The sequence below is a fragment of the Nocardia sp. NPDC047038 genome (assembly GCF_040644075.1).
GTDB classification, from domain to species: Bacteria; Actinomycetota; Actinomycetes; order Mycobacteriales; family Mycobacteriaceae; genus Nocardia; species Nocardia sichangensis.
In genome coordinates this window covers 71,287-89,971 of sequence record NZ_JBEYVQ010000007.1, presented here as the reverse complement: position 1 = coordinate 89,971, position 18,685 = coordinate 71,287, and the positions used below count along the sequence as shown (strand labels likewise).

Below are 18,685 nucleotides of genomic sequence, written 5' to 3'. Positions count from 1 at the left end.
TCGAGCGACATCCCGGCGGCCAACCGCGACATCGAGCCGTGTCTGCCCGTTTCCTCCCTTCTCGCGCCGGGTCCGGTCAGTCCGGGACGACGACGGCGCGGGTGCGCCCTTGATGCGCCCAGGCCTCGGCGACGCGGCTGAGTGGGTAGTCGGTGTACGGCGCGTCGAAGGTGCCGTCGGCGAACCTGGCGAGGACCTCGGGCAGCTCGGCGATCATCGCGGCCTTCGAAACCGAGCCCGCGCCGCTGCCGCTGATCCGGATCCGTCTGCTGCGCAGAAGAGCCGCGGGCAACGCCGCGTCGGCTCCGGCGAGCGAGCCGATCTGCACGTAGTCGATCGCCGTGCCGTCGTCGTCCATGCCGCCCTTCGCCAGTGCGGCGAAGGTGGCCTCGGCGACGGGACCCCACAAGAAGTCGAGCACCAGCGTGGGCTGCGCCTCGGCGACAACGGCGGCGAAGGTGGCCGCCCCCGCGTCGGGTGTGGCGGCCGCGAGCGGAACGGTGACGGCGCCGAGGCCGCGCAGTCGTTCCAGCGCCTCGTGATCGCGCCCGGCCGCGATGACCTGTTTCGCGCCGAGAGACATCGCCGCTCGCACGGCCAGGCTGCCGGACATGCCGGTGGCCCCGAGTACCAGCACGGTGCCGAGTTCGCCTGTCTTCTTGCGGTGGGTGGTCAGGGGCATCCAGCCCGACAAGGCGGGGTTCACGCCTGCGGCGGTCGCGAGCGGATCGGCCCCGGCGGGCAGCTCCACCTCGAACGGGGTGACCAGCCATTCGGCCATCGTTCCCCACGGCGACCGGGCGAGGCCCGTGTAGACCAGCCGCCCGTCGTCGGTCCTGGCCACGGCGTCGACGCCCGGCACGAGGGGGTAGGCATGGTCGCTGCCGTAATGCCGGCCGGATGCCAGCCCGCGGACGACGTGGTGCAGGCCCGCGCCGACGAGTCTCAGCGGCGCCCGGCCCGGCCGCTGTTCCGGGTCGGGGAAGTCCGCGCAGACCGGTGTCGCTCCTGCGGTGTCGACGACTGCAGCACGCATGACAAGCTCCTTAACTAAGTTAGATCAACCGCATCACCCACCTTTCCTGAACTTTGTTAAGGTGTCAACCGTGGCAAAGGGCATCACCCGGGAACGGATCGTGGCGGCGGCACTCGAGCTGCTCGACGAGAAGGGCATGGATGCGCTCACCGTCCGTGCGCTCGCTTCCCGGCTCCAGGTGAAGGCCCCAGCGCTGTATTGGCACGTCCGTGACAAGCAGGAACTGCTCGACGAGATGAGCACGTTCGTGATGCGCCGCGTCACCGACGCCCTCTCGGCGATCGCTTCCGGCGCCGACTGGCGCGACGACGTCGCCGCCTACGCCCGCGTCTTGCGTGCGGAATACCTGCGCCACCGGGACGGCGCGCGCATCTTCAGCGGCACGCGCTTCTCCGACCCCGAAGTGGTGCGGGCGAAGGAATCCTGGCTCGCGCGCTTGACCGCGGCTGGGTTCGCACTGGCGGAGGCGGACGATGCGCTCGACCTGGTCACCGCGTACGTCGTCGGCTTCGTTATCGAGGAACAGGAGCGCAGCCAGTCGGCCGACGTCGACCCGGCGCGGTACTCGCTCGCCGAACGTGATGAGTGGCTGGGTGAAGGCGCCGAACTGGTCAAGGCCGCCGGGCACCTCCGCGACGACGGTGACAGCAGGTTCGAACGGCAACTCGGCGTCGTCCTCGACGGGCTCGCGGCCCGACTGCGCTGACGGCCCCGGCCGGATCGCCACGCATTGGCGGTAGGCGTGGACGCTGTCGCCCGACGCCGATTCGTGCTATCGAGAATCCATGACGCCGACGCGCTCTTCCTACGATGTCGTGATCGTCGGTGGCGGGCACAACGGGTTGGTGGCCGCCGCGTATCTGGCTCGGGCCGGGCGGTCGGTGCTGGTGCTCGAACGGCAGCCGCATACCGGCGGGGCGGCGGTATCGGAGCGGGTGTTCGCGGGCGTCGACGCGCGGTTGTCGCGGTACTCGTATTTGGTGAGCCTGTTGCCGTGGTCGATCGTGACGGACTTGGGCTTGCGGTTCGAGACGCGGCGGCGGGAGGTCTCGTCCTACACGCCGGTACGGGAGGGCGGTCTGCTGGTCTCGTCGGCGCAGGCCAGGACGGAGGCGAGTTTCACGCGGCTGACCGGCTCGGATACGGAATTCCGCGCATGGCAGCGGTTCTACGCGAATATGGGGGAGTTGGCCCGGCGGGTCTTTCCGACGCTGACCATGCCACTGGTGTCGAAGGAGGCGTTACGGCACATCGTGGACGACGCGGCCACCTGGGAAGCGCTGTTCGAGCGGCCGCTCGGTGAGATGATCGAGTCGACCTTCGCCGACGACACGGTGCGCGGCGTGGTGCTCACCGATGCGCTGATCGGCACGTTCACCCATGCGCACGATCCGTCGCTGCGGCAGAATCGCTGCTTCCTGTACCACGTGATCGGCGGCGGCACCGGCGACTGGGACGTGCCGATCGGCGGCATGGGCGCGCTCACCGACGCACTGGCCACGGCCGCGCGCGAAGCGGGCGCGGAGATCGTCACCGACTGCACGGTGACGAGCATCGAAACCGACGGCGACACAGCGGAAGTCGGATACGAAGAAGAAAAGATCGGAGCGCGCCACGTCCTGGCGAACGTCGCGCCGTATACGCTCGCCGGGCTGCTCGGCGAGCCGCTGCCACCGAAGCCCGAGGGTGCGCAGTTGAAGATCAATATGCTGCTGCGCCGCCTCCCGCGATTGCGCGACGCCGAAGTCGAGCCACGGGAAGCATTCGCCGGTACTTTCCACATCGGCGAGTCGTACGCCCAACTCGACCGCGCCTACGGCGAGGCCGCGATCGGCCGCATTCCGTCCGCGCCGCCCGCCGAAATCTATTGCCACACATTGACCGATCCGACGATTCTGGCACCGGATCTGGCTGAGCAGGGTGCGCATACGCTCACCCTGTTCGGACTGCACGCTCGCGCGAAACTCTTCGCCGCCGACCACGCGTCGGCGAAAGAAGAGTTCGTGAAAGCGACCTTGGCGCAACTCGATTCGGTGCTCGCCGAACCGATCGCGGACTGTTTGGCGAGAGACGAGAACGGCGCGCCCTGCCTGGAGGCGAAGACGCCGATCGAACTCGAGGGTGAGGTCGGCCTGCCCGGTGGACACATCTTCCACCGGGACCTGGCCTTCCCCTACCTCCCCGAGGACGCCGACCCGGCCGACCCCGGCGCCCGGTGGGGCGTGGCGACCGGCCACCGCAACGTGTTCCTGTGCGGTGCGGGCGCCATCCGGGGCGGCGGCGTCAGCGGCATTCCCGGGCACAATGCCGCGATGGCCGTGCTGAACGCCGGTCAGGCGGGCTGACCCCGCAGCGCGATCTTGGCGGCGCGGCCCGGCGTCTCGGTGGCGACGGCGGCGTCCGCCGCGGCCTCGAGCGGGTAGGCGGCTTCGATGTCCAGCCGCAGCTCACCGCGAGCGGCGAGATCGATCAGTTCGCTGATCAGCCGTCCGCGCTGGTCCGCGCCGATCTCCTCGATCCGCTTGGAGCCCCAGAAGCCCTTGACCACGGCCTGGCCGAAGATGAGACTGCCCGGATCGAGCGTCAGCGGCTTGCCCGAGAGCGCGCCGAAGGAGATCAGCTGACCGCCGGGCGCGAGCAACGCCAGTTCGTCGGCCGCGGCGCGACCGCCTACTTGATCGACGGCCCGGACGATCGGCGCACCGGAGGTGGCGGCGTCCACTTGGTCACGCCAGCCCTCGCTCTCGGTGTCGAGCACCGGCTCGTAGCCGAGTTCCCGCAGCGCCGCGACGGAGCCCGGGCCGCGAACGAGATTCAGCACGCGCAGACCGCGCTGCCGGGCGAAGACGTTGACGAGCCTGCCGACCGCGCCGTTGGCGGCGTTGATCGCCAGCCACTCGCCGGACCGCAGCCCGAGGTCCTCGATGAGCATCAGCGCGCTCAACGGCATGGCCAGCAGTTGGGCCGCGGTCTCGTCGGAGACCGTGTCGGGCAACGGGATGACCTGGCGGGCCGGGACCACGAAGTAGTCGGCCCACACATTGATCGCACCGGACACCGTCACGCGCCGTCCGACCGACATGTCGGTGACGCCGGGACCCACCGCGTCTACCCGCGCGACCGCCTCGCTACCCGGGATAGCGGGCAGCTCGGGCCGGTAGCCGTACACGCCACGCACGATGGCCAGATCGTGATTGTGGATCGGTGACAGGATCAGCGCGAGTCGCACTTCGCCCGGGCCGGGCTCGGGGACCGGGCGTTCGGCGGTGGTCAGTACATCCTTCGGTTCACCGAACCGTTCGATGACTACGGCACGCATATCCGCTCCTTCTCGATCAGTCCTCGGCTACGAGGACCTGGACGTCGATGTTGCCGCGGGTCGCGTTGGAATACGGGCAGACCTGGTGTGCTTTGTCAGCGAGCGCTTGCGCGTCCTCCCTGGACAGATGGGGGAGCGATACCTCCAGGGTAACCGCAAGGCCGAAGCCGCCCGCGTCGTTCGGCCCGATCCCGACCTTGGCGCCGACCGCGGAGTCGTCGATGTTCGCCTTCACCTGCTTGCCGACCAGGCGCAGCGCCGAATGGAAGCAGGCCGCGTACCCGGCCGCGAACAGCTGCTCGGGATTGGTGCCCTCGCCGTCGCCGCCCAGTTCCTTGGGAGCCGACAGATTCAGGTCGAGCTTGCCGTCGGTGGTGCGTGCGCGGCCGTTGCGTCCGTCGCCGCTGGCCAGGGCCTCGGCGGTGTAGAGGATCGGCATGTCTATTCTCCTTCGTTCAGCTGAGATTTCAGCGAATCGGTCAGTCGGCGCAGGATGTCGCGCAATGCGGCGATGTCGTCCATGGACAAGCCGCTGGCCTCGCCCATCTGGGCCGGGATGTCGCCCGCCTCGGCGCGCAGGGCGCGTCCTCGGTCGGTGAGCCGGATGTCGACGCGGCGTTCGTCGGACGCCGACCGCCGCCGCTCCACGAGGCCCCCGGCCTCCAGCCGCTTGAGCAGCGGGGAAAGCGTGCCGGAATCCAGGTCGAGCGCATGGCAGACGTCGCCGACGCTGCGTTCGTCGCGCTCCCACAGCGCGAGCATCACCAGGTACTGCGGGTAGGTGAGCCCGAGCCGTTCCAGCTTCGGGCGGTAGACCGCGGTCATCGCCCGGGACGCCGCGTAGAGCGGGAAGCAGAGCTGCTCGTCGAGGGTGAGGTGATCGGTCATGAGCAATAATGTAGTGAGCAATTCAGTTGTGCACAACATAAGTGTCCGTGGTGCTCGTCACACCGCGACCGCCGGCGAGGCTCAGCGGGCCGGGAAGCGAAGGGCGCGGTCGTCACCGCTGGCCGGTTCGCCCCGACCGTCGGTGTTGGAGGTGGTGAGCCACAACGCTCCGTCCGGCGCGACCGCCACCGTGCGCAACCGGCCGTACCGGTCGCGCAATTCGGCACGGGGTGCACCGGTGCGGCCGTCCGCGAGCGGCACGGTCCACAGCCGACGGCCGCGCAGCGCGGCGACGTACAGGGTGTCCCCGGCGATGGCGATCCCCGACGGTGAGGCTTCCGCGGTGGTCCAGGTCAGCAGCGGATCGGTGAAGCCGCGGTCGGCGCCGCCCGACCCCTCGACCTCGGGCCAGCCGTAGTTGTGGCCGGGCTCGATCAGATTGATCTCGTCGAACCGGTCTTGCCCGAATTCCGCCGCGAACAATCGCCCGTCGCGGTCCCATGCCAGACCCTGCACATTGCGGTGGCCGAGACTGTAGACCGGCGAGCCGGGATACGGATTGCCCGGAGCCGGGCGGCCTTCGGGCGTCACACGGAGGATCTTCCCGTTGAGATTCGCCGGATCCTGCGATCGTCCGGATTGCCCGGCGTCGCCGGTCCCGGCGTAGAGCATGCCGTCCGGACCGAACGCGATTCGCCCGCCGTTGTGATTACCGGCCTTCGCGATCCCGGCCACCAGCACCTCCGGTGGGCCGTCGAGCCGGAACCGGACGATCCGGTTGTCCGTATCAGCGGTGAAATAGGCATAGACATAACGACTTTCGGCGTAGTCCGGCGCGACGGCGAGCCCCAGCAGTCCGCCTTCGCCCCGGGCGGTCACGCCCGGCACCTGATACACCTGTTGCGGCGCACCGCCGGTACCGATACGCAGGATCCGTCCGGAGTCCCGCTCGGCGACCAGCGCCGCGCCGTCGGGCAGGAAGGCCAGCCCCCACGGCACGTCGAGGTTACCGGCGATTTCCTCGGCGGCGTCGAGGTCGGGTCGTCCGGCGGGATTGCTCGGCGCGGCGGTGCGCGTCGCCGGAGGCGTGCTCCTCGGTGCGGTCGAGCTGTCGTTTCCGCAGGCAGTCAGCGCCGCGCCGAGCAGGAGTGCGGCGATGGTCGTGCGGGTATGGCACCGTCTCGGTGCCACAAGCCTCCTGTCGCAAGCGTGCGCGTGCCGGGCGGACCAGCGGAACCGCCGGTCGGAATCCGGGCCTGTGAAGAGGCTCCGGACGCCGAGAGAACGGCCCGATCCGGTTCGCATCAGCCGAGATACGTTCCGTACCAGTCCAATACGCGCCGCCAAGCCTCGGTGGCGGCCGTCGCGTTGTACCGCTGACCGGTGTCGTTGAAGAAGGCGTGGTCGGCATCGGGCGCGGTGAAGATCTGATGCGGGTTGCCCGAACGGGCCAGTGCCGCTTCCGCGGCGGCCCGGGAGGCGTTCACGCGGGCGTCGGCCGCCGCGTAGATGCCGAGCACCGCGGCTTTCGACGCGGTCAGATCGCCGTTGTCCGGGAACGGCCCGTAGAACGGTGTCGCCGCCGCCAACTGGGACGGGCCCGAGGCCAGCAGCAGCCAGGTCAGGCCGCCGCCGAAGCAGAAACCGGTGGCGCCGAGCTTCTTTTCCTCGACCCGCCGCTGCAGTTCGTCCAGTCCGGCACGCAAGTCGGCGACGAGCTGGTCCTGCGGGATCCGGCTCAGCTCGGCGGTCGCCTCGGCGGGATCGGCGAACGTCGCGGTTCCGCCTCGTGCGGACAGCAGGTCGACCGCGAGCGCGGAATATCCAGCCCCCGCGAAACGCCCTGTCACCGAACGGATGTGGTCGGTGAGACCTTTGTTCTCGTGGACCACCAGCACACCGCCCCGTGGTTGCGGCGCCGCCGCCCACGCGGCTTGCAGCGTCCCGCGGGGGCCGGCGAAGGTGACGGCGCTCGTCGGAAGAGCGGTGGCGGATCCCGGTGGCGTCGGGGGCGACGTGGGCGAGGGCGAGTAATCGGTGATACCGGTGTCGGAGTTCGCGCAGGCGGCCAGCAGGGTGGCGGCGGCCGTGGCGCCGAGCCCGAGCAGCCCCAGCCTGCGCACCGCCTCTCGCCGGGTGAGCAGCCCGTCGGCGTGATCGGCCGCGATCTCCTCCGCGATGTAGCGCTGCAGCGGCGTCATGTGTCCCACCCTAAGCCGCATCGTCGGTGGCGACGCGGCATTCACCGTCTGTTCGCTCGCGACAAACCGGCCCGACCGCACCTCCCGCGTTATTCGCCGGAAGATTGCTACGTTGTCGCCCAATCGGGCGATCGATGGTCGGTCCGCACACCGGTCGAGGGAGCGAGATGGCAGCGGGGCGTGGCGTGAGACGAACGACGATCAGGGCGATCCGGACGATGGCCATGGTCGCGGTAACGGCGACCGTGGGATTCGTGTCGGTGCCCGCGGCCGCGGAGCCGTCGGTCGATGCCCACAGTGTGCGGTGGACGGCGTTACACGACGGTCCCCAGCCGTATGCCGACGTGCACATCGACTGGGATGTGCCGATCCGGATGAGCGACGGTGTCGTGTTGAAGGCCAACGTCTACCGGCCGGTGAAGGAGGGCGGCGAGGTGGAGCGGCAGCCGCTGCCGACCATCGTCAACCTCACGCCGTACACCAAGCTCATGACCAACCTGATCGACACGGCGCTCGCGGTGCCCGGGTTGCAGCCGTTGACCGTGCGGCTGGTCAATCGCGTGAATCTGTCACGCACGCCGGTCAGTGGTTTCGGCGATCTGCTGCACGCGGTCGACGGCGGCACCGTGCAGACGGTGCTCGGTCTGGATCGCGATCTGATCCGCGCCGGATACACGCAGGTCGTCGCCGACGTGCGAGGTACCGGTTTCTCCCAGGGAGCATGGGACACCCTCGGCGAGCGGGAACAGCTCGACACCCGCGAGGTGATCGAGTGGGCGGCGGCCCAGCCTTGGTCGAACGGCCGGGTCGGGATGAGCGGCGGCTCCTATTCGGGAATCAACCAGCTGCGCGCCGCCGAGAACGCCCCCGCGCCGTTGCGGGCGATCTTCCCGGTGGAGCCGGGCAGCGACCTCATGCGCGACGTCGTCGCGCCGGGCGGCGGCGTGGGGACGACGTTCCTTCCGATGTGGCTCAGCACGGTCAACCAGCTGAAGCTGATTCCCGACGTGCAGTCGATGTTGAAGGGCACCTTCGACTGGGGGTGGCTGCAGGAGCGGATGTCCGATCCGGCCAGCAACGTGGACCTGCTGGCCCAGGCGCTGCTTACACCGTCGCTCGATCACGTGCCGCCCGCGCTGGCCGACGCGCTGGACGAGAACAGCTATTTCCGGCGCGGCATCGAGGGTCATCCCGAGCGCATCACGGTGCCCACCTTCGTCTACGGCGGCTGGCACGACATCTTCGCCAACAGCGCGACGAAGCTGTACAACGCGATTCCGCTGCCCGCGGGACAGAAACAATTGGTCGTCGGCGACACCTATCACGCGAATCCCGGTGCGGGAACCGGTATTCCGGGGGCGCCGCCGCGACTGGACGTGTTGCAGCGCATCTGGTTCGACAAGTGGCTGAAGGACACCGACCACGGCTTGGGCGATTTCGGGCCGATCACGGTGTGGGAACAAGGCGGCGGCTGGATCTCCCTCGGCCAGTTCCCGCAGAAAGATCTCAACCACCGCCGCGTGTATCTGTCGGCCGAGCCGAGCGGCACCGCCGGAAAGGCCGTGTACGACGGATCGTTGACGATGACCGCTCCCGGCGAACGGCAGACGCTGACGGTGGCGCCGGGCGTCGCCTCGGCGTGTTCCCGCGATACCGCGCAGGGCTCGGCCGGGATGGCGGCGGTGCTGGACGTGTGCGCGAAGGACTCACGCATCGCCGAGCGCAACGCGCTGACCTTCACCAGCGCGCCGACGACCGAGCCCACCGTCATCTCGGGGCCGGTGAACGTGCATCTGAACGCGGTGCACGACGCCACCGACGGCTATTGGAGCGTCACCATGAACGACGTCGCGCCCGACGGGAGCTCGAAGGTGCTGTCCACCGGGCAGCTGACCGCATCGCTGCGCGCCGTCGACGAGCAGAAGAGCAGCCGCACACCGACCGGCGACCTGACCGAACCGTTCAATCCGATCACCTTGGACAGCGTGCGGCCGGTCGTGCCCGGTGAGCCGGTGGCGCTGGACATCGCGGTGATTCCCACCCAAGCGGTGCTGCAACCCGGCCACCGGCTGCGGATCGACGTCTTCGCGGGTAACTCGCCGAAGGCGCTGGCCTTCCGGCCGATGCTCAACAACACCGAGCTGAAGCCGCAACACCTGAAGCTCGACCCGTCGGCGCCGAGCTTCGTCGTGGTGCCGACCAACCGTCCGCTGGACTGAGCGCTACGACAACTGCGACTGCACCTGCGCGGAGATCAGCTCGAGGTGCTCGAGATCGCTCAGGTCCAGTACCTGCAAGTAGATGCGGCTGGTGCCGATCTCGGCGTACCGGCCGATCTTGTCCACCACCTCGGCGGGTGAGCCGGCCAAGCCGTTGGTCTTCAGCTCGTCCACCTCGCGGCCGATCGCCTCGGCCCGGCGCGCCACTTCGGCGTCGTTCGCGCCCACGCATGCCACCAGCGCGTTGGAGTAGACCAGGTCGTCGGCGGCGCGGCCGTATGCCTCGGCGGCGGCGCGCACCCGGTCGAACTGCCGCGTGCTGTCCTCGATGGAGGAGAACGGCATGTTGAACTCGGAGGCGTATTGCGCGGCCAGCCGCGGGGTGCGGGTGGCGCCTTGCCCGCCGATCACCACCGGGATCGGGTCCTGCGCCGGCTTGGGCAGGGCGGGGGAGTCGGTGAGCTGGAAGTGCTTTCCGTCATAGCTGAAGGTGTCGCCGGGTTTGGTCGCCCAGAGCCCGGTGATGATAGCCAGCTGTTCTTCCAGCCGGGCGAACTTGTCGGCGGGGAACGGGATGCCGTACGCGGCGTGCTCCTCGGCGAACCAGCCGCTGCCCAAACCGAATTCGACTCGGCCGCCGGACATTTGGTCCACCTGCGCCACTTGGATCGCCAGCGGGCCAGGCAGCCGGAAGGTGGCGGCGGTGACCAGGGTGCCCAGCCGGATCCGCTTGGTCTCCCTGGCCAGACCGGCAAGCGTGATCCAGGCGTCGGTGGGGCCGGGCAGCCCGTCGGCGCCGCCCATGCTCAGGTAGTGGTCGGAGCGGAAGAACGCGTCGAAGCCCAGGTCCTCGGTGGCCTTGGCGACGGTGAGCAGGGTGTCGTAGCTCGCACCCTGCTGCGGCTCGGTGAAGATGCGTAGTTCCATGTCGATGACCCTAGTCGGTCGGCCGGAATCCGAATCGGGGCGTTCGCGGCGCGGTCGGCCCGGTGATGCGGTCGCTGAGAGATCATCGCGCGGACCGTTCGGGCCCCGGCGGTTGCGTGTAGGTCCGGGCGATGAGCGCGGCGCGCAATCGGTAGAGCGCGTGCGGAACGGCGGTGTCCAAGCCGGTGAGGCGGCCGATGCGCTTGAGCCGATGGTCGACGGTGTTCGGGTGCAGATACATCGTCCGGGAGGTGCGCCTGCGGTTGAAGTCGTTGCGGATGTGTTCGCGCAGGGTTTCGACCAACTCCGGATGCCTCTCCAGCGGATCGAGCAGGGCGGCCAGCCGGTCGCGTCCCGGGCCCGGCCGGGTGAGCTGGTATTCGAGGGCCAGATCCTCGAAGCGGTACAGGCCGGGTGGGCTCTGCAGGCGACGAACCATGTCGAGCAGTTCGTGCGCCTGGTCGGCGGCGCCGGGAATCTGCTCGGCCTCGGCGGCGATGGCGGCGGCGGTGAGCGGCGCGGGCACCACCGCGGCCAGCGCGGCGACCAAGTCGGTGAGGCGGTCCGCGGCGACCGGCGCCGCCGGTACCAGGATCGTTCCGCCGATCGCGCTGAGCAGGCTGGGCACGTGCCTGCCGCAGTGCACCGCGAGGCAGAGTTGCATGCGTTGCCGGATGCTGTGCCCTTCCGCGGGGCGGCCGGGATTCTCCTCGGTGGGCCGGTCGACCGCCACGGCGAGCACGGTGTAGCGGTCGGCGACCGGAATGCCGTACTCCCGGTAGACCTTCGCAGGGTGGTGCCCGCGCAGCAGTGCGGCGGCGACGGCGTGCGGAGCGGTCTGCTCGTCGGCGGGGGCGACGGACAGGTAGGCGAGCGAGACGGTCGTGGTGACCGCGTGGAGGGCGTCGAAGAGCTTACGTATGTCGTTGTGCCGCAGTGTGTTCGAATCACGCAGGTACTCGTCGAGATACAGGCGGAAACCTTCGTGGACCAGATGCTGGACGGTGTCCATGCGCACCCCGACGCCCGCCCACCGGGTGGCGGCCGCGAAGATGCCGACCGTGCGGGCCGGTTGCGCGGGGGCGAGGGAAGTGACCAGGTCGAGGCAGTGGGCGACGGTGGCGCGGATCTCCTCCCGCAGCAGATTCCCTTGTTCGACGTGCCGGCGGGGAATGATGCCGAGCAGGTGTCGCACGATGTGTTCGGTGGCCGGGACGGGCTCGGCGGTGCCGCGTGTGGGTGGCATGCCGGTCCCTCAGCGACCGCCTCCGCCGCCGACCATCCGTGGGTCGAGCGCGCGGTCGCGGTTCGGATGTCGGACCAGGCCGGTGCCTTGCGTCGTCGCAAACATTCGGTACTTCCCATCCAGTCGTCCGCACGTTTTCACGAAATGGCGTGATACGAAGCAGAATTCGAATTCACGGAAGTTCGTGACATCGCACAGTCTCGGTCCTTGAAATGTATCGGCGGCGGCGCGAATCGTCACTGCACGGGCCGACGAAGCAAGCAGCCGCTACGTTGTTGCGGATGACAATGCCGCACGAAGATCCGTCACCATCAGGGAAGAAGGTTCGAGTGCGCGATGTGCCGATGATTATCGTGATGGGGGTGTCGGGTTCGGGAAAGACGACGGTCGGTACCCGCTTGGCCGACATATTGGGGGTCGAGTACGCCGACGGCGACGATTTCCACCCGCCCGCGAACGTCGCGAAAATGGCGGCGGGGACGCCGCTGGACGATGCCGACCGCGCACCCTGGCTCGATGCCTTGGCCGCCTGGATGGCCGGGCGATCAGGGAAGGGAGCCGTCGTCACGTGTTCCGCGCTGAAACGGATCTATCGCGACCGGCTTCGCGTCTCGGCCCCCCACGCGTTCTTCCTGCATCTGGACGTGCCACGGCAGGAACTCGAGCGCCGTATGGCGGGCCGCGGTGGGCACTTCATGCCACCGAGCCTGCTGGATTCCCAGCTGGCCACGCTGGAGCCTCTCGCGGCCGACGAGCGCGGCGACACCCTCGACGCGACACGACCGCCCGAGGATGTGATCCGGGACGCCGTGGCGGCGCTGAAGAGGTAGTCAGAGGCCGCCTAGGCCGGACAGGAGATCGAAACCGAGATCGAGCCCGCGCCACAAAGCGTCGATCTCGGCGGTGACGGCGGGTGCCGCCGCCGGGTCCTGCAAGGCGATCCCGTTCGCGAAGATGACGACGTTGGCGCCCGCGTCGGCCAGCCGGAGCAACGGACCGGTCGCCACGCCTCGGCCGAGCACCGCGTCCAAGCCCTCCCCGACGAAGTAGAAGCGCCACAGCGGTCCCAGGTCACCGCCGTAGAACGCCTTGGTCTCGTCGACGATCAGCGCGCCCTGCTGGGCGATCGAGTCGACGATGCGGAAATAGTCGCGCGCGTTGGCGGCGGTGCCGCCGACCGCCGCGACGGAATAGGACAGGTCGACGGTCAGATGCGCGTCGTAACCGGCCATCGCCACTCGGGCCGGGGGCAACTCGCAGCGACGGGTCAGCTCGAAGTAGTGCGCCCAGTGCGGTTCGGCGGGTGCGCCGGTGAATTCCGCGTGCAACGCGCGCAGGAAACGCGACAGCAGCTCGAGACTGATCCGGTGCGCCCATTCGGGGTCGTCGAACGACGCGGGATCGCGCTGGAGCGGCAGGACGGCGGCCTGCTCGACCGCGTCGAGCCCCAAGGCGAACACACCGCGCAGGTCGCGGTGGCGGACCAGGATTTCGGTGATCTGCCGGTGGCGGTCGATGGCCTGCTCCAGCTGCCACAACGAGGAACCAGCCGGTGCCTCGGTATCGGACAGCCGCGCGATCGCGGCTGTCTCCTCTGGTGTCAACGGTGTGCCGCAGGCGGTGTCGGCCGTTGCGGCGAGGCCTGTGGCCGGATGGAGCGCAATCGTGGCGAGCAGCGCGGTGACGGCCATGGCCAGTATCGGAAATCGTTGTCGCGCAGTGCTGATCGGTGTGCGCGCGAGAAGGTTCGCCATGCTGGCTCCGGAGGTCGTGAATCGCGAACTTGCGTCGGACGGCCGAAGCGGGTGCGCATCGGCGATGCGCCATCGCCGTAGGTAAGGCATTGGCACAGGGCGAGTTCGAAGCCTAACCGAGCCGACCGGACCACGCAGCGCGGCGATCAGGGAGCGGCGAAGCAGGACCCGGAGGGCGCGCCCGGCAGGCAGACTTCGGCGATGGCGGAGACGAGCAGCCACGCGCCGAGCGACAACGCACCCACGGCGATCGCGCCGAACACGAAAACCCACAGCAGGCCGGGCAGCCGGGTGAGCCGGGCGAGTTGATCGGCGTCCGAGTCGACCTCGTGATAGCGGGCACGTTGCTGCCGGGAGCGGCTTCGTTGCAGCTCCAGCACCGGCCGTGCCCCGGCGAACAGCAGGAACCAGGCCCCCAGGTAGGCGAACCCCGCTTGCAGCGTGTCGGTGCCGAACCAGGAGACCACGAAGACCACCGCGCCCAGGCCGAGCACGGTGATGGCGCCGTAGACGTTCCTGATCTTGATCAGCAGCGCGGCGAGCAGAACGATGGCGGTCCAGAGCATCAGCGTGATCCGGCTCGCGCCCAGCAGCGCGGCGAATCCGAGACCGAGCAGCGGCGGTGCGGGGTAACCGGCCATGGTGGTGAGGATCATCCCGAGGCCGTAGGGTTTCCCGCTCGACACGGTGAGCCCCGAAGTGTCGGAATGCAGTCGGATGCTGTTGAGCTTGCGGCCGGTCAGCAGGGCGACCAGGGCGTGCCCGCCTTCGTGCGCGATGGTGACGATATTGCGGGTCAACCGCCAGATCGGGGTGTAACCCACCAGCACGAGCGCCGCCACCGCGGCCGCCACCACCAGCCACCACGGCGGCTGCGCTTGCGTCGTCGTCAGACGATCGGCGATGGAAGCGCCGCGCTCGAAGAATTCCGCTCTTTCCACCGCCGCACCTTAACCGCCCGCGGACGACCGCGCTCGGGGCATGGGTTCGACGCTGGGACGTCGGAGCCGAACGCGTGCGGCTCGCCTCGCCGCGTCCTGTCGTGGAGGGCCGGTGCGCCGCTCGTCGCCCCTGAATCCGTCGCCCGCGCCGTTCAGCCGGTGCGATTGAGGGTGCCGGTCATATCCCCTGCCACACCCTGGGTTCGGTACGAGAGCGTCCCGTCAGGTCGCAACTCCAACCGGGACGTCGCGCCGTCATCGTTGCAGCCGCCGGGATCCTTGGTGAGTCTGGCGGTCAGCACCACACCGTTGGCCGTTGCGGACGTGAGCGTTTCGGACCGGCCGCATTGCAGATGCGCGAATCTGCCGGTATTGGTCGATTCTCCGACCTGCTCGCCGACGTTCCCAGGATTGATCCGCACGACGATGTCGTAGCTGCCCAGAATGTCCCGCGCGACACCCTGCCATTCGCCGACAAGTGCGTTCGGAACGCTCGTGCCAGACGGGCCTGCGCTGGTCGGCGTCCCGTCACCGGCTTGCGTGGCGGTAGCCGTCGGAGCGTCGCCGCCGGCTCGGGTGGTGGACGTCGGAGAATCACTGTCGGTCGGCGTCGCGGTCTGCGCGATCGAGTTCGCGGTATCGCGCCGTAGTTGCGCGCCGACCACGAACGCCGCCACGGCGACCGCGATGCCGACGACGAGGGCTCCCGCGACCAGCAGGGCGCGGTTCGGACTGTGTGCGCGAGGTGCCGGGGTGGTGACCGGACCACCGGGCGAATCGTATTGCGCGGGTGGTTGAATCCGTTGCCCCATGGACGTGGCGGCCGCCTGCGGCGAGCCGGGATAGTGCGTCGGTCTGTGTGCCGACCGTCCGGGATCGCCCTGCGCGTACCGCGGATAGGTAGGTGGCGCGGGGCGGACCACGGTGTCGGCCGTACGCGCCCTATCAGTGGGCGCGGAGAACTGGCTGCGGTCGAATGCGCCGGAGTCCAGGTCCAATAGCTCGACCGCGCGGCGGCCGACCTCCTCGAGCACCGGCGCGGGCAGCCAGCCGCCGCGGTCGGGGATGCCCAGTGCGGTGAGCTGGGCGAACAGCTCGTCCGGAGTCGGGCGAGCCGCGGCGTCCTTGGTCAGGCAGGCGGCCACCAGTGGGCGCAGCCGCTCCGGCACGTCATCCAGCTGCGGCTGCTCGTACACCACCCGCCACAGCATCTGCACCGTCTCGCCGACGCCGAACGGTCCATGGCCGGTCGCCGCGAACACCAGGACGCCGCCCAGCGCGAAGACGTCCGCGGGTGGGCCGACCGGATCGCCGGTCACCTGCTCCGGGCACATGAATCCCGGTGAGCCGATGACTTTTCCGGTCGTGGTGAGCTTGCTGTCGTCGACGGCGCGGGCGATGCCGAAATCGATCACCTTGGGACCGTCGAGGGCCAGCAGAACGTTGGACGGTTTGAGGTCGCGGTGCACCACACCGGCCCGGTGGACGGCGGTCACTGCCTCGATCAGCCCGTGCGCCAGCACGAGCAGCGCGTTCTCGGTGAACGGTCCGTACCGGTCGACCGCGTCGGCCAGCGAGAATCCCGCCACGTAACCGGTGGCCAGCCACGGGGGATCGGCGTCGACGTCCGCGTCGAGCACCGGCGCGGTGAACCCTCCGCCGACCCGGCGCGCGGCGGCCACCTCGCGCCGGAAGCGCTGCCGGAATTCGGCGTCGATCATGTCCGGGCGGATGACTTTGACCGCGACGGTGCGCCCACCCGGGTTCCGGCCGAGGTAGACCCGGCCCATGCCACCCGCACCGAGGACGCCGAGCAGGCGATAGTCCCCGATCCGGGCCGGATCGTTCGTGCCGAGCGGTTGCATCGCGCAGCTGGCTCCCTTCGTGGCGTCGACCCTCCGAGAGGCTACCCACCGGGGCCGCCCATGTCCGCGCGGCGAACTGCCCGGGCTAACCCGCCATGCTCGGCGCGGGCGCGGGCTGCTCTCGCCGCGCCCGCCTGGCCAGCAGATACGCGGCGATCGCCGCCGGGATGTTCATCAGAACCCCGTACACCGCGCCCGGAACGGCCATCGTGTCGTTGTCCAATACCGAAGCGGCGACGGCGATCGCGAGCGCCGCGTTGTGCACGCCGATCTCCATGGCCGAGGCGATCGCCTGATCGGCTTCCACCCGCAACAGCCGGGGCAGGAAATAGCCCACGGCCAGACTGATCACGGCGAAGGTCAGGCAGATCGCGGACAGCTCTCCGATGTGCTCGGTCAGGATGTCCAGATTCGAGCCCACTCCGGCCGCGATCACCAGCGCGAGGACCACGACGGACAGGAGCTTGACCGCACCGCGCATCCGCCGCGACCATTCCGGGAACCGCCGGTGCACCACCATGCCGATCGCGACCGGCACCAGCACGATGGCGAAGACCTGCGCGAATTTGTCCGGCCGCAGTCCGACCGAACCCTCGCCGTCCAGGAACAAGGCGTAGGACAGCGCCACCACCACGGGCAGGGTGAATACCGCGAGCACCGAATTGATCGCGGTGAGTGTGATGTTCAGCGCCACGTTCCCCCCGGCGACGTGACTGAACAGGTTGGCCGACGCTCCGCCCGGCGACGCCGCGAGCAGCAGCATGCCCGCCGCGAGCGCGCCTTCCAGTCCGAACAGGCGGATCAGGCCGAGGCACACCGCGGGCAGCAGGACCATCTGGCACGCCAGCGCGATCACCGCCGCTTTCGGATACCGCAGCACGCGCGCGAAATCGTCGGTCGTCAAGGTCAATCCGAGCCCGAACATCACCAAGGCCAGCGCCAACGGCAGCAGCACGGCGAAAACCGTTGTACCCATTCGGGTCTCCTCTCACAGGGCGGCCCGGACCGGCCGATCCCGGGGACCGACGTTATCGAGTCGCGGCGAAGGTGGCCAGCCCCGATCAAGCGGTGACGGTCACACCCAGCGCCGCCGACTCGCGTGCTTTCGTCAGCAGGCGCAGGGTGGTGACGGCGTCGCGCGGGTCGACGGGCACCGGAGCGCCGTCGAGCAGCGCGGCGGCCATGGCGGAGTAGAAATCGGGGTATGCGCCGGGTGCGGTCGGCACAGGGGCGAAGTCCGGTTCCGCGCCCAGCACGCCCCAGCGCTCGGCATCGACTGTGCCCCAAGGGGAATCGTTTCCCGGGCGGCGACCGGATCGGAGTGCTTCCTCCTGCGGGTCCAGCCCGTAGGTCACATACCCGGCTTCCGATCCGAGCACCCGGAAACGCGGGCCGAGTTGCGCGGCGACGGCGCTCATCCAGAGGTGGGAGCGGACACCGCCGGTGTGGGTGAGCGCGACGAACGCGTCGTCGTCGGTGGTGATCCCTTCCCGCCGCCGGTCCAGCTCGCAGTACACCGAAGCCACCGGGCCGAACAGGGTCACGGCTTGGTCCACCAAGTGGCTGCCGAGGTCGAGCAGGATGCCCGCGCCCTCCTCGTCCGTGCCGACCTCCCGCCAGCCGCCCTTCGGCACCGGACGCCACCGTTCGAACCGGGACTCGAAACGCCACACCCGGCCCAGTCTTCCGGTCTCGACGAGTTCACGCACCGTCCGGAAGTCGCCGTCCCAGCGCCGGTTCTGGAAGACCGACAACGCGAGGCCGGACCGCTCCGCGCGCCGGACCAGATCTTCGGCGTCGTCCACCGCGACCGCGAACGGCTTGTCGACCACGACGGGCAGCCCGGCCTCCAGCGCCCGCCCGGCCAGCGGCGCGTGCGTGTGGTTCGGTGTCGCGATCACAGCCAGATCGATGCCGTCCGGCGTGGCGAACAACTCCTCTGCGTGCGGCACCACACGCACACCGGGGTGTTCGGCGCGCGCCCGCTCGGCACGCTCCTCCGAGGAGGTCACCACGGCAGCGACCCGCATCCGCGGTTGCGCGGCGATCAGCGGAGCGTGAAAAACCGACCCGGCCAGGCCGTAGCCGACAACGGCGACCTCGATGATGCTCATACCCCGACGCTACCGCCGCTGAAGACCGCATCAGGCTGCACCACGTAGGCGCTGGTCGGCCGAGGAGCGCCACCTCGAGCGGCGCGCCACCGAAGTGGATCGCACCGTTCGCTCTTGTGCTGCCGCAACCGGTGGTCCGGTGACGATCGGATCGTATGTCCGGCAGACGGAGACG

The 18,685-nt window shown here is 69.4% G+C and carries 17 protein-coding genes; 4 read left to right on the top strand and 13 right to left on the bottom strand.

The genetic code is table 11. The features are described from left to right. Nucleotides 1–76: 76 nt before the first annotated feature. Nucleotides 77–1,036, bottom strand: a complete 960-nt coding sequence (locus ABZ824_RS23430) for a zinc-binding alcohol dehydrogenase family protein (protein WP_356965354.1) — start codon at nt 1,034–1,036, stop codon at nt 77–79. Nucleotides 1,037–1,106: 70 nt separating this feature from the next. On the opposite strand from ABZ824_RS23430, the gene ABZ824_RS23425 reads away from it, so the two are divergent. Continuing rightward, nucleotides 1,107–1,742: a TetR/AcrR family transcriptional regulator C-terminal domain-containing protein gene (locus ABZ824_RS23425; protein ID WP_355076399.1), complete on the top strand. Its 636-nt coding sequence runs from the start codon at nt 1,107–1,109 to the stop codon at nt 1,740–1,742. Nucleotides 1,743–1,821: 79 nt separating this feature from the next. After that, entirely contained in the window at nt 1,822–3,381 is a 1,560-nt protein-coding gene (locus ABZ824_RS23420; protein WP_356965353.1) for an NAD(P)/FAD-dependent oxidoreductase, read from the top strand. Here the strand turns inward: ABZ824_RS23420 and ABZ824_RS23415 are convergent. The 5 genes from ABZ824_RS23415 to ABZ824_RS23395 form a co-directional block, all read right to left on the bottom strand. Next, a complete protein-coding gene (locus ABZ824_RS23415) occupies nt 3,369–4,355 on the bottom strand; it encodes a zinc-binding dehydrogenase (protein ID WP_356965352.1) in 987 nt (328 codons plus the stop codon). The two genes, ABZ824_RS23420 and ABZ824_RS23415, sit on opposite strands and share 13 nt — an antisense overlap. Nucleotides 4,356–4,371: 16 nt before the next feature. Next, complete coding sequence (locus ABZ824_RS23410) at nt 4,372–4,794, bottom strand: organic hydroperoxide resistance protein (protein WP_355076393.1); 423 nt, start codon at nt 4,792–4,794, stop codon at nt 4,372–4,374. 2 nt (nt 4,795–4,796) lie between these two features. Beyond that, the gene (locus ABZ824_RS23405; protein ID WP_355076391.1) at nt 4,797–5,243 is read right to left on the bottom strand and encodes a MarR family transcriptional regulator; all 447 of its coding nucleotides are present in this window, start codon (nt 5,241–5,243) and stop codon (nt 4,797–4,799) included. A gap of 81 nt (nt 5,244–5,324) precedes the next feature. After that, on the bottom strand, nt 5,325–6,434 hold the full coding sequence (locus tag ABZ824_RS23400) for a PQQ-dependent sugar dehydrogenase (protein WP_356965351.1): 1,110 nt from the start codon (nt 6,432–6,434) through the stop codon (nt 5,325–5,327). Between the two features lie 113 nt (nt 6,435–6,547). After that, nucleotides 6,548–7,444 (bottom strand): dienelactone hydrolase family protein, encoded by an 897-nt coding sequence (locus ABZ824_RS23395; protein WP_355076388.1) that lies wholly within the window; start codon nt 7,442–7,444, stop codon nt 6,548–6,550. 185 nt (nt 7,445–7,629) lie between these two features. Here ABZ824_RS23395 and ABZ824_RS23390 point away from each other — a divergent pair, with 185 nt between their 5' ends. Beyond that, complete coding sequence (locus ABZ824_RS23390) at nt 7,630–9,663, top strand: CocE/NonD family hydrolase (protein ID WP_356965350.1); 2,034 nt, start codon at nt 7,630–7,632, stop codon at nt 9,661–9,663. A 3-nt stretch (nt 9,664–9,666) separates the two neighbouring features. Here ABZ824_RS23390 and ABZ824_RS23385 read toward each other — a convergent pair whose 3' ends face one another. Further along, nucleotides 9,667–10,590 carry an LLM class F420-dependent oxidoreductase gene (locus tag ABZ824_RS23385; protein WP_356965349.1) on the bottom strand — a complete coding sequence of 308 codons (924 nt, stop codon included), beginning with the start codon at nt 10,588–10,590 and terminating at the stop codon, nt 9,667–9,669. A gap of 82 nt (nt 10,591–10,672) precedes the next feature. Further along, nucleotides 10,673–11,836: a helix-turn-helix domain-containing protein gene (locus ABZ824_RS23380; protein WP_356965348.1), complete on the bottom strand. Its 1,164-nt coding sequence runs from the start codon at nt 11,834–11,836 to the stop codon at nt 10,673–10,675. A 356-nt stretch (nt 11,837–12,192) separates the two neighbouring features. On the opposite strand from ABZ824_RS23380, the gene ABZ824_RS23375 reads away from it, so the two are divergent. Next, nucleotides 12,193–12,666, top strand: a complete 474-nt coding sequence (locus ABZ824_RS23375; protein ID WP_356965577.1) for a gluconokinase — start codon at nt 12,193–12,195, stop codon at nt 12,664–12,666. Here ABZ824_RS23375 and ABZ824_RS23370 read toward each other — a convergent pair whose 3' ends face one another. The 5 genes from ABZ824_RS23370 to ABZ824_RS23350 all read right to left on the bottom strand — a co-directional run bounded on the left by ABZ824_RS23370 (nt 12,667) and on the right by ABZ824_RS23350 (nt 18,510). After that, on the bottom strand, nt 12,667–13,590 hold the full coding sequence (locus tag ABZ824_RS23370; RefSeq protein WP_356965347.1) for a DUF5995 family protein: 924 nt from the start codon (nt 13,588–13,590) through the stop codon (nt 12,667–12,669). A 146-nt stretch (nt 13,591–13,736) separates the two neighbouring features. Further along, the gene (locus ABZ824_RS23365; protein ID WP_356965346.1) at nt 13,737–14,531 is read right to left on the bottom strand and encodes a M50 family metallopeptidase; all 795 of its coding nucleotides are present in this window, start codon (nt 14,529–14,531) and stop codon (nt 13,737–13,739) included. 152 nt (nt 14,532–14,683) lie between these two features. Continuing rightward, on the bottom strand, nt 14,684–16,396 hold the full coding sequence (locus ABZ824_RS23360) for a protein kinase (RefSeq protein WP_356965345.1): 1,713 nt from the start codon (nt 16,394–16,396) through the stop codon (nt 14,684–14,686). An 85-nt stretch (nt 16,397–16,481) separates the two neighbouring features. Further along, on the bottom strand, nt 16,482–17,372 hold the full coding sequence (locus ABZ824_RS23355) for a bile acid:sodium symporter family protein (RefSeq protein WP_356965343.1): 891 nt from the start codon (nt 17,370–17,372) through the stop codon (nt 16,482–16,484). Between the two features lie 85 nt (nt 17,373–17,457). Further along, nucleotides 17,458–18,510, bottom strand: coding sequence for a Gfo/Idh/MocA family oxidoreductase (locus tag ABZ824_RS23350; protein WP_356965342.1), 1,053 nt, complete (start codon nt 18,508–18,510; stop codon nt 17,458–17,460). Nucleotides 18,511–18,685: the final 175 nt, after the last annotated feature.

Excerpts from the sequence above, each read along its gene's own strand:
- ABZ824_RS23430 (WP_356965354.1), bottom strand. The coding sequence starts at position 1,036 with ATGCGTGCTGCAGTCGTCGACACCGCAGGAGCGACACCGGTCTGCGCG.
- ABZ824_RS23420 (WP_356965353.1), top strand. The coding sequence starts at position 1,822 with ATGACGCCGACGCGCTCTTCCTACGATGTCGTGATCGTCGGTGGCGGG.
- ABZ824_RS23415 (WP_356965352.1), bottom strand. The coding sequence starts at position 4,355 with ATGCGTGCCGTAGTCATCGAACGGTTCGGTGAACCGAAGGATGTACTG.
- ABZ824_RS23410 (WP_355076393.1), bottom strand. The coding sequence starts at position 4,794 with ATGCCGATCCTCTACACCGCCGAGGCCCTGGCCAGCGGCGACGGACGC.
- ABZ824_RS23405 (WP_355076391.1), bottom strand. The coding sequence starts at position 5,243 with ATGACCGATCACCTCACCCTCGACGAGCAGCTCTGCTTCCCGCTCTAC.
- ABZ824_RS23395 (WP_355076388.1), bottom strand. The coding sequence starts at position 7,444 with ATGACGCCGCTGCAGCGCTACATCGCGGAGGAGATCGCGGCCGATCAC.
- ABZ824_RS23385 (WP_356965349.1), bottom strand. The coding sequence starts at position 10,590 with ATGGAACTACGCATCTTCACCGAGCCGCAGCAGGGTGCGAGCTACGAC.
- ABZ824_RS23380 (WP_356965348.1), bottom strand. The coding sequence starts at position 11,836 with ATGCCACCCACACGCGGCACCGCCGAGCCCGTCCCGGCCACCGAACAC.
- ABZ824_RS23375 (WP_356965577.1), top strand. The coding sequence starts at position 12,193 with ATGGGGGTGTCGGGTTCGGGAAAGACGACGGTCGGTACCCGCTTGGCC.
- ABZ824_RS23370 (WP_356965347.1), bottom strand. The coding sequence starts at position 13,590 with ATGGCGAACCTTCTCGCGCGCACACCGATCAGCACTGCGCGACAACGA.
- ABZ824_RS23360 (WP_356965345.1), bottom strand. The coding sequence starts at position 16,396 with ATGCAACCGCTCGGCACGAACGATCCGGCCCGGATCGGGGACTATCGC.
- ABZ824_RS23355 (WP_356965343.1), bottom strand. The coding sequence starts at position 17,372 with ATGGGTACAACGGTTTTCGCCGTGCTGCTGCCGTTGGCGCTGGCCTTG.
- ABZ824_RS23350 (WP_356965342.1), bottom strand. The coding sequence starts at position 18,510 with ATGAGCATCATCGAGGTCGCCGTTGTCGGCTACGGCCTGGCCGGGTCG.